Raw genomic sequence first — 10,183 nt, 5'->3', positions numbered from 1 at the left:
GGTAAAACTTGGATATGAAATATATCGAAACAATATTGACACTTCTTGTTAATTAATATAAACTTAATGTCAGAAAGCGCTTTCGAATAAAAATTAGGAGTTTATCATGAGCAAAAAAATTGTAGGTGTTACAGCATGCGCCGCAGGAATTGCCCATACTTATATGGCACAAGCAGCATTAGAAAAGGCTGCAGAAGAACTTGGCTATGACGTCAAAGTTGAAACACAAGGCACTATTGGAACTGAAAATGCCCTCAACGATCAAGAGATTAGAGAGGCTGATGTTGTCATTATCGCAGCAGACGTTAATGTGGATAAAGCACGTTTTGTTAATAAGCGTTTGGTAGAAATTGACACCAACTCTGTCCTTAAAGATGGGCAAGCTGTCATAGAAAACGCCCTCGCTAACGCACAGCCTTTTAGCGGTAAAGGCGTCAAAGTTGGCGGAAAAATGGAAATTGGAACCTCTGGGAATAAGGCTGTACGTTATTTGATGTCTGGTTTGACCGATATGATTCCAGTGACCATTGCAGCCGGGCTACTTTTAGCAATCGCAAATGCCTTTGCCTTCCAACCTGATCCCAATAATGCCAACCTCGTTGTTTGGGGCTTTAGCGAAGACATGATGGGGCAATTCCTCTCGAAAATGTTTGACTTAGGTAAAGTCGGTTTCACATTGATGATTCCAATCTTTGCAGCGGGAGTTGCACGCGCGATTGGGGACAAACCAGCTGTTGCTCCAGCTTTCATTGCAGCCTATATCATCAATGATCCGACTTTCTTAGGAACAGAAACAGGGGCAGGATTCCTTGGAGCTATTTTAGTTGGGTTTGGTGTCGGTTACTTTGTCAAACTGCTCAAAAAAATCAAATATCCCGATATTATTAAACCCATTGTGCCTATTTTGATTATCCCGATGGTTGCAACTTTTGTTTCCTTTGTCGTGATTCATTTCTTAATTGGGGATCCGATAGCAAATGGTATGGCTGTTTTATACGATGTTATCAATGATGTCACTGTGCGTTATGAAGCAGCACCGATTATTTACGGCGCGATTCTTGGCGGAATGATGGGTGTTGACATGGGAGGACCGATTAACAAAACAGCAATGCTTGTTTCTTCAGCAATTTTTGTTGATACGATGGCACAGTTTGGTCCTGAAGCAGTCAATGCTATCCCACAAGCAGCAACAGGAGCTGCTATTGCTGTAGCACCACTTGGCGCAGGTATTGCAACACTCCTCTTCAAAAAATACTTTACGACAGAAGAGCGTGCACTTGGTTCATCAGCCTTGGTTATGGGCATGGTCGGCGTAACGGAAGGTGCGATTCCCTTTGCAGCATCAAATCCTAAGTTCATTATTGCCAATACCTTATCTTCTGCACTTGCAGGTGCTACCGTTGCGGGTATGGGTATAAAATTCTTTGGAGGTGTTGGCTCACCTTTGGGTGCCTTCTTAGGTTATACAACAGGTCCTAACTTTGCGTGGCTCTACTGGATTATTTTAATTCTTCTCGCAAGTTTTGTTAATGCTTTGATCTATCGATTCATCGTAAGAAATAGAAATGTTGAAGTGGCTGAAGATATTCAACAAGGATAAAAAGAGAAAGTAAAAATGGAAAATACAGTATTTAACAAAGAAAATGTCTTTTTTACAGAGGATAGCTTTGTCAATAATGAAGCATTGTTTCGCTATATTGCTCAAAAAGCCATTGCGCTTGATTATGTTCACTCAGAAGAGGCGTGCTTTCAAGGCTTAATGGAGCGTGAAAGTCAATCGACAACGGCTTTTCAAGATGGATTTGCTATACCGCATTGTAAAAGTGATACGGTCAAAGCGCCTCAGTTAATGTTCATAAAGACTAAAGCGATTGCTTGGGAAAGTTTAGACGGATCGGATATTGAAAACTCATTTGCCTTACTCATTCCAAGTACGGGAGCCAAAGAGCACTTGCGCTATCTGGCGCAAATTGCACGTGCCTTGATTGATGATAATTTCCGAGAAGCATTAAAAAATAGCAGCACAACAGACGAAGCTTATACGATTATTTCAGAAAAATTAGGAGTTTAAACATGAAAAAGAAAGTACATATTGTTAATCATACGCATTGGGACAGAGAGTGGTATTTCACGACCATGGATGCTTTTCTTTTGAGTGATAATCTCTTCAATAATGTAATCGATGAACTTTTGCAAAATCCCGAAGCGAAGTTCTGTTTAGACGGACAATCTTCAATTTTGGATGATTATATGCGTCTTAATCCGCAGCAACTAGAGAATGTGAAAAAACTTGTCGCTAATAAGCAGCTTGCTATTGGTCCTTGGTATACCCAAACAGATGCTTTCTTTGTTGATGAGGAAAGTCTAATCCGTAATATGATTATTGGTATGCGTGACAGTCGTAAGTACGGCGAGGAAATGAAAATTGGTTACCTGCCAGATACTTTCGGACATAATGCACAGTGGCCGACAGTCTTGCAACATTGCGGCTTAGACAATATTGTTTTCTGGCGTGGTCTCAATCTGGAAAAACATACGCAGAGTCCTTACTTCACCTGGAAAGGTTTGGGAGAGAAAGAAATTACAGCCATGAACTTGGTAGATGGCTATGGTGCAGTAGCCTTCTTGAAAGATGAACCTGAATATATCGAAGAACGTTTACTTCCTGCTGTAAAACGGACAGAAAAATGGACGGACGTCAATGATTTGTTACTGACTGCAGGCGGCGATCAGTTAGATATTATCCGTAGTTTACCACAAACTCTTAAGGCAATTTCTGAAAAAACAGACTATGATTTTATCGAAAGTTCATATGAAGAATTTTTAGATGTCATAAAAAAAGAAGAAAATCTTCCAGAATATAAAGGGGAGTTCCGTGAACCTTGTACAACTCGTGCACATAAATCTATCGGTTCTGTTCGCTACGATATTAAGCGTACAAATTTCATTATTGAACAAAAACTCTTGAAACGTGTAGAACCATTGCTTGCTATAGGTAAAGCACATGGGATTACACTCAGTACAGAAACATTAGTTATCGCTTGGAAAAAAATACTTGAAGGACATGCCCATGATTCAATGGGCGGCTGTGTATCGGATGATGTAGCAGTTGATATTCTTCATCGTATGAAAGAAGCAGAAGAACTTGCTGATGGTATGGAGAACTATATTGTCAAACGCTTGAGTGAAAAATTAGGCCTTTCTGATAAGGAAATCTTGGTTTTCAATACGACATCCAAAGACTTTAAAGGCTATAAGCAGATTGATTTCTTAGCAGCAAGCAAAAACATCAAGTTATCCGGTATTGAAGAGATGATTATTGTGGATGAAGAGTATTTTGCAGGTAAAGACAATCTTCTTTTAGAAACGCCAGAAGGTAATAAATACATCAACGAAGATCCCTACTATCGTTTGTATGCTCTCGCGCATGTAGAAATTCCGAGTATGGGCTACAAAATCTTCACAATAGAAGACAGCCAAGAAGAAGCAGAAGTATTTGTTGCAACAAATGATGTGGCAATTAAAAATGAATACTATACAATCAATAATGAAGCTGGAAAACTTTCGCTCCTTACTACAGACGGGATTCATTTAGAAAACTTTTTAGAGTTTGAGGACATGGGAAACGACGGCGATACTTATGATTTCTCACCGCTCAAAGATGATGAACCGATTATTCTACGTCTTACAGATAGTCAGGTACAAAAAACATCACTGGCTGAGAAGATGATACTAAGTGGTCAGTTCCAGCTTCCCAAAACTTTAGAAAATCGTCTGGAAACAAAAGAGCTGGGAAGTCTGACAATGACTCTGACCTTGACTTTGAAGAAAAACAGTGAATTGATAGAAGGTATTTTAGTCATTGACAATCAAATCCTTAGCCACCGTTTGCGTCTAAAGCTTAATACTGGCGTGGAGAACACACGTTCAATTGCTTCTTTACCTTTTGGTTTCATTTCCCGTGAGTCCTTGACCGAAGATATTCCAAACTGGTTTAAGTCCTATGTCGAGTATCCAATTGATTTAGAACCATTTGATAAGAGTGTTTCTGTTGCGAATGAACATTATCATGTGAGTGCTTTTGGAAAAGGCTTGAAAGAGTACCAATTCCAAAAAGGAAGTTTATATTTAACACTGCTTGCTACGACTTCACAGTTAGGTAAACCAAATCTCGCATATCGTCCGGGGCGAGCGTCAGGAGATACGACTAAAAAAGGGCATGTCATGATGCCGACGCCGATGGCTGAATTATTAGGTGAGCAACGCTTTGAGTTTGCTCTAGTTGTGAACGCTCAAGCCTTTGATGAGTTTGCGACTTCTCAACACTGGGCAGAATATATATCGCCTAATATTGCTTATCAAAATCAGGTGCTGAATAAATTTATTCATCGTTTGGACAATAAAATCCAAGCCGATGACGAGCGCATAGCGCGTGTTGATGCATTTTCATTACTTAAAATCGATGGTTCTGCTTTTGATACAACTTTCATGCCGTCGTTATATGACACAGAGGCAGAAGTTTTACGCTTGGCTAATCCAACAAGCCAACCTTTGGCGATTGGGGACTTTGACTTCTCGCATTATGCCAAATATGAATTTGTTAACGCGCAGGAAGCTATTGTAGCAGCACAGTCTGAGATTGCTCCATATGATATGGTAAGTATTAAACTATGGCGCAATTGATGTTTCGCATTCAGCTCTACTTGTATTCAGTATTGACAGCTATGTGGATCTTTCAATATGAGCCACTGATGGCAGCCAAAAATGTATCGTCTGCCACTAGTCTGCAAGTTTTGACATTTGTGCAACTTATTGTTATTGGCTCAATACTGTTATATAGTGGCATCTTAGAAAGAAGTAAACACAGGAACTCGGTTATTCGTGGGACTCTAATTCTCAGAATAATAATTTCCGCTCTTCTTTTTATTGTTGAGTTTCCTACAGTTTTTATTGTTGGCTTTCTGATCTATCAAGTAGGTGCCGTAGGTTGTGATATTTTTTATGAGAGTTTACTTTTAGAAGAAGCCAGTAAAAAACGTCTTGATTTCGGCAAATATCGTATGTTTGGTTCACTCGGCTATGCTACAAGCGGATTTTTAGTGAGTGGCTTTCTGTTCCTAGAGTTTGAAGTTCCTATTTTATTGATTTTATCCGTGGTGATTAATTTTATCTTACTGTTTCTCAATCTGAAAACACCTTTTTCAAGTCGAAGTAGCGTTGAGCAAGGCTATGATAAAAAGAAGATGAAGTTGCCACTGTCAGCACTTGTATTTATTTTTTGCTGTGCTGTAGTCACGACACTACCAGGATCTTTTGGCTATCTCTTTAATGGCTACTTGCGAGAACAATTTTCTTTACCCTTGCAGCATGTGACCCTATATGTGAGTGTTGCTGTTTTTATCGGTTCTTGCATCTCTGAGGTATCAGCTTTTTATGTAGTGGATCGTTTAATTAGAAAAATCGGAGCGAAGCAAGTCTTATTCATTGGTTTCTTGGCTTCCATTATTCGCTGGGCTCTAGCTATCGTAAGTCCTAATGCAGTATCTTTTGTAGCAACTTATCTTTTTCATGGGATTAATTTTGCTTTCTTATATATCGGTTTTCTGACCTTGCTGAGAGCCAAGTTAGGTAATGAAATTGTAGGGACTTTAACGATGCGCTTTACTTTTATAGCTAATCTTATCGGTGTAGGGCTGGCACAACTTTATGCCTTATCTCTTGAAACTATAGGTGTACGCGGTATTTTAGTCAGCTACTTGCTGATTAGTTTGTTTGCTTTTGGCTTTGTGGTAATCTTTTATAAAAGACTCGCTTCAAATAATGTATGAGGAAAAAGATGGTTTATTTGGTTTTTGATATAGGTGGGACAGCTTTAAAATATGGTTTGCTTTCAAAAGATGGCACTATTATAGAAAAATATTCAGAAGTTATTCCAGAGAGTTATGAGTCATTGTTGGCACGAATGGACCAGTTATGCAAAACGTATCAAAATTTGTCAGGAGTAGCCATAAGTTCACCTGGTATTTTTGACTATGAATCAGGACTTTTAACAACATCCTCAGCTCTTGAATACTTGATTGGGAAGCCTTTTTTAAGGGACTTATCTTTAAGAATTCAGTTGCCAATGAGTATTGAAAATGATGGCAAGTGTGCCTTGCTTGGAGAATACTGGAGAGGGAGTGCACAGGAAGCAAGTATCGCTGCTATGTTTGTCATTGGTACAGCAGTTGGTGGAGCAATATTAATCAATGGAGACATCCATCGAGGAGCACATAAGAATGGTGGAGAGCTGGGGTATATGTTAGTTCAGAACAGGCCTGAAGAGCAGCATTATGCTTCCTTGGGAGGGAAAATTGGTTTTCATGGTTTGCTGCAATATCTCAATCAAAAGGGCTATTCTATCAGAAATGGACTTGAGTTATTTGAAAGGGCACAAGAAAACCAAACGGTAGAAAAACTCTATAAAGAACAACTGAGTTATTTAGTTGTCACTGCTTTGAATTTACAATATTCGCTTGATCCAGAAATTATTGTTGTGGGCGGCGCTGTAAGTCAAAATCCTTATTTTAAACGAATGCTAGATGAAACCATCGAACAAGTTATGGCTAGACGTGCCAATTATATGTTTCCTCGTTTAGTGATTGGAAAGTTTGGTAACGATGCTAATCTTTTAGGGGCTTTATATCATTTTTTGAAGGGAGGTTCTCTTGAAACTTGACCCGCGGGAACGCGCTATCCTTGAGTATATTCATGCTCATCAGACAGTAACCATTTCGGAAATTGCGAAGCATTTGAAAGTATCAAATAAGACTGTTTCAAACACCCTTAAGGCGATCGATTTTTCACTTAAAGGAAGTGATGTGGTACTTATTAGAAAACCAAATGTTGGCGTTTCTTTAAAAGGTTCGGATGAAGCATTTGTGAGGTTACTGGAGGCGGAGCTTGTTAGTGACTTTGTACCAGAGACACAGCAGGATCGTTTGGCTTTTATAGTATTTTCTCTATTGAAGAAAAAGGAAGCTATAAGCAAACAAACTTTTATCCAGCAACTTTTTATCAGTAAGTCAACTCTGGAAAAAGATTTAACGAAAGTTAAACAAATTCTGGAAGAACTGGGGGCGACTTTAACAGTTATTTCTAAAAAAGGTATTTTAATTGAACTTGCAGAAGCAGAACGCCAAAGTATCTTTGTGGCTTGTTTAGATTACTTTTATCATGAAAACTGGAAAATTATCCAAGATGAGGACCGCTTCCTACAAATTTTACAAAATGTTCCTAAAATATTTTTGAGCAAAAATGAAGTAGAAGATTTTAAGCGAATTGCGGACTTATTGACTGATTTCTTAACATCAGAAAAAATAGTTATACGTGATGAGAGCTATCAGTTTTTGCTTCTCTATCTTTTAGCCAGTTCGGAAAAATTAATGACTTTTGATTCTTTTGAGGTGAAAGCTGAAGAAGCTGTACGTAAGTTTTGGAAGAAATTTACTAAGCTTGCAGTGCTTGATTTCTCAGAAGGTGCTGCTACTGCCTTTTCTGCCTTTCTAACTTTGCATAAACAGAAGTCTGAAAAGCATAATGACGAAGAACGAAAAATAAAGAGAATATTAGATAGAATTACAAGAAACTCCAATGAACAGTTATTAGATGTAGTGGTCAATCATATTCGAGAAGCTATTGCCCGTGCACGAAAGGGACGCTCTGTACGCAACCCTAACTTACAAGATATTAAGAAAAATTATGCACTTGCTTTTGAAGACAGTCTCAGCATTGCAAAGGCGCTCCGAGAAAATTTTGAGATACTCTTAACAGAGGATGAGGTTGCCTATATTGCTTTGCATATACAAGTTTTAAAAGAGCATGAAAGCAGTCAAACACCCGTTTTAGCTGTACTCATTAGTGCAAGTGGACAAGGCGTTTTTCAATTTTTGATGGCTCGATTGAGAAAGATTTTTCCTAATATTTTGATTTCGAGAATTCTTACTGTTCAGGAGATAAGTCAAACAGAGATTACGGAAGACTTAGTCTTAACGACTTTGGACTTTAACTTGCCTGGACATCCGGTAATTAAGCTTTCACCGATTTTATCTGCTGAAGACATTGAAAATATTTCTAGCTTCCAAGCTAATTTTTTCCAGAAAAAAGCTCAGATATTCTCAGAAGAGTTTTCAGAGCTTATTTCAGAAGACTTTATTTTCTTAGATGAGAAAATAAACACCATTGGGCAAGCCATCTTGTTCATGGGTCAAAAACTAATCGAAAGAGGTTATGCTGAAGAAGGGTTTATTGAATCATGTTTGGAACGTGAGAAGTTATCCTTTACGTCTTTAGAATCTTTCGCTACACCGCATCCTCTAGATGTTTCGGAGGTGAAAAAACCGATTATTGCTTTTATGCGCGTCAAAGAAGAGCTAACATGGGGAAAAGAAAAAGTGAGGTATGTCTTTCTGATGTGTATTAAAGATCGCTCAATCAAAGAGTTAGAACAAATTTACGGTACCTTACTTAAAATTATAGATTCCTCAGAACACAGCATCCTGCTGAAAGGGAGCGAAAAAGAAATTCTTGAATTTCTCACCGATACGCAGTCTTAGTGACTAATATTATTAAGTTGAGGTGGAATTTTTCCGAAAGTTATAATGTGAAAAGCAACGGATTTTGGTTCTGTATAATCTATGGTGGTAGATGAAAATCTATTGCCATTTTTTGTACAAGAAAAATCATAGGAATTCGATAAAATAGAGTTTCGACACACTTATTTTATAAGGAAAACCTATGACTCATTCAGATTCTATCACATTATTGCTTGACCTCAAAGCCTCAGAGCTTGAATTCCCAACCGAAGATTTCCTTACTTTGGGTTACTCAACTTGTATAGGTATTCATCAAGCACAGATTTTTCATGCAAATTATCGCCCACACAAGACCATCTGTCCGCAGTGTGGAGTCATCTCAGAAGAACGTAAAGTCCATTGCTTACAACACTTCTGACGTGCTACTCACACCCTCAGGACATCGCCCACGTGTCTTGAGATTGACCAAGCCAAAGTTAACTTGTACAGATTGTCAAAGCCTCTTCACCCCTCATCCCTACTTTGTAGAAGCTGGTGCCAAAATTGCCTCAACCGTTCGAGCGGCTGTATTTCTTGATTTCAAGGTCAAAATGGCAATGAAAGATGTGGCAAGACGCTACTTTATCTCGCCTGCCACTTGTTGGAAAATCGTGGATCAAACACCTTTAAAACAACCTTTTAGGCAGCTACCAGAAGTGCTCTGTTTTGACGAATTCAAAGCCACTCAAAATGACGATAATGGGCTTGCCTTTGTCTACGCGGATGGTTTAACACATGACATCTTAGATATTCTAGAATCTCGCAAACAAGCCGACTTAATCAGCTATTTCCTAAAATTCCCACGTCCTGCGCGCTTGAAAGTCAAGGATATCGTCATGGACATGAATGCCTCTTACCCTGGTCTACTCCAGCTTTTTCCTAATGCCCAGCTCATCATTGATGGTTTCCACCTTATCCAGCAATTATAGAGAGCTTTCAATCAACTGCGGATCAAGGAAATGAAGGAATTGAAGAAACTCAAAGGAGACAATGGCAAGGTTTATCGCAAACTCAAGAAATACTGGCGTCAGCTCCTCAAGTGGAACGGCAAGGTCAATTATCAGAACCGTAAGCAATTCCCGCTTTTCAGAGGCGAATGGCGGACAGATGGCGAAGGTGATTGACTATCTTTTGAGCTACTCTCAGAAACTCCAAGAAGCCTACATGGTCTATCAGAACGCTTTTGATGCCTTTGCCAATAAGCAAGCAGAGGGCTTTTTGAGGCTATTGAAACTCTGCCTGAAAGCTTACCAGAGGACTTTAAGAAGAGTTGTCGTTACTTGCTTAAACACAAGCAGGCTATTTCACGAGGCATTATCTCGCCTTACTCCAACGGACCTCTAGAAGGTTCAATAATCTTTGTAAACTCATCAAGCGCATTGCCTTTGGATTTGTTAGATTTGACCACCTCAGAAAACGGATTTTACTCCAACAAATTCTCACAAAGCGTAGCTAAAAAAGCCATCAAAAACTGATGACTTTCTCCTGTTTTTAAACTCATTTTATCGCTTTACCACCGCAGAGTAGACAGAACTCGGATTTTATGCCGTTGCTTTTTAACTCATTTTAGA

Annotated in this window: 9 protein-coding genes; all 9 read left to right on the top strand. The window is 38.9% G+C overall.

Features of this window, described 5'->3' with window-relative positions; translation table 11 throughout:
- Nucleotides 1-106: 106 nt before the first annotated feature.
- Nucleotides 107-1,600 carry a PTS fructose transporter subunit IIC gene (locus tag B4H39_RS01490; RefSeq protein WP_202230397.1) on the top strand — a complete coding sequence of 498 codons (1,494 nt, stop codon included), beginning with the start codon at nt 107-109 and terminating at the stop codon, nt 1,598-1,600.
- A 15-nt stretch (nt 1,601-1,615) separates the two neighbouring features.
- The gene (locus tag B4H39_RS01485; RefSeq protein ID WP_202230396.1) at nt 1,616-2,071 is read left to right on the top strand and encodes a PTS sugar transporter subunit IIA; all 456 of its coding nucleotides are present in this window, start codon (nt 1,616-1,618) and stop codon (nt 2,069-2,071) included.
- A 2-nt stretch (nt 2,072-2,073) separates the two neighbouring features.
- Nucleotides 2,074-4,683: a glycoside hydrolase family 38 C-terminal domain-containing protein gene (locus B4H39_RS01480; RefSeq protein ID WP_251421723.1), complete on the top strand. Its 2,610-nt coding sequence runs from the start codon at nt 2,074-2,076 to the stop codon at nt 4,681-4,683.
- Nucleotides 4,683-5,828, top strand: coding sequence for an MFS transporter (locus B4H39_RS01475; RefSeq protein WP_286927476.1), 1,146 nt, complete (start codon nt 4,683-4,685; stop codon nt 5,826-5,828). Before B4H39_RS01480 ends, B4H39_RS01475 begins: the two co-directional genes overlap by 1 nt.
- An 8-nt stretch (nt 5,829-5,836) precedes the next feature.
- The gene (locus tag B4H39_RS01470) at nt 5,837-6,718 is read left to right on the top strand and encodes an ROK family protein (RefSeq protein ID WP_251421729.1); all 882 of its coding nucleotides are present in this window, start codon (nt 5,837-5,839) and stop codon (nt 6,716-6,718) included.
- Complete coding sequence (locus B4H39_RS01465; RefSeq protein WP_251421732.1) at nt 6,708-8,594, top strand: BglG family transcription antiterminator; 1,887 nt, start codon at nt 6,708-6,710, stop codon at nt 8,592-8,594. The genes B4H39_RS01470 and B4H39_RS01465 overlap by 11 nt, the downstream gene beginning before the upstream one ends.
- A 181-nt stretch (nt 8,595-8,775) precedes the next feature.
- Nucleotides 8,776-8,991: a hypothetical protein gene (locus B4H39_RS01460; protein WP_251421735.1), complete on the top strand. Its 216-nt coding sequence runs from the start codon at nt 8,776-8,778 to the stop codon at nt 8,989-8,991.
- Nucleotide 8,992: 1 nt separating this feature from the next.
- Nucleotides 8,993-9,541: a transposase gene (locus B4H39_RS01455; protein ID WP_251421737.1), complete on the top strand. Its 549-nt coding sequence runs from the start codon at nt 8,993-8,995 to the stop codon at nt 9,539-9,541.
- A gap of 30 nt (nt 9,542-9,571) precedes the next feature.
- Nucleotides 9,572-9,736 carry a hypothetical protein gene (locus B4H39_RS01450; RefSeq protein ID WP_251421741.1) on the top strand — a complete coding sequence of 55 codons (165 nt, stop codon included), beginning with the start codon at nt 9,572-9,574 and terminating at the stop codon, nt 9,734-9,736.
- Nucleotides 9,737-10,183 lie beyond the last annotated feature (447 nt).

This window comes from Lactococcus sp. UBA7128, assembly GCF_002492185.1.
Classification (GTDB): Bacteria; Bacillota; Bacilli; order Lactobacillales; family Streptococcaceae; genus Lactococcus; species Lactococcus muris.
The sequence above is the reverse complement of the archived record's forward strand: the minus strand, read 5'-3'. Positions and strand labels throughout refer to the sequence as shown.

Coding starts and splice junctions, on each gene's coding strand:
- B4H39_RS01490 (WP_202230397.1), top strand. CDS start 107: ATGAGCAAAAAAATTGTAGGTGTTACAGCATGCGCCGCAGGAATTGCC.
- B4H39_RS01485 (WP_202230396.1), top strand. CDS start 1,616: ATGGAAAATACAGTATTTAACAAAGAAAATGTCTTTTTTACAGAGGAT.
- B4H39_RS01480 (WP_251421723.1), top strand. CDS start 2,074: ATGAAAAAGAAAGTACATATTGTTAATCATACGCATTGGGACAGAGAG.
- B4H39_RS01475 (WP_286927476.1), top strand. CDS start 4,683: ATGTTTCGCATTCAGCTCTACTTGTATTCAGTATTGACAGCTATGTGG.
- B4H39_RS01470 (WP_251421729.1), top strand. CDS start 5,837: ATGGTTTATTTGGTTTTTGATATAGGTGGGACAGCTTTAAAATATGGT.
- B4H39_RS01460 (WP_251421735.1), top strand. CDS start 8,776: ATGACTCATTCAGATTCTATCACATTATTGCTTGACCTCAAAGCCTCA.
- B4H39_RS01450 (WP_251421741.1), top strand. CDS start 9,572: ATGAAGGAATTGAAGAAACTCAAAGGAGACAATGGCAAGGTTTATCGC.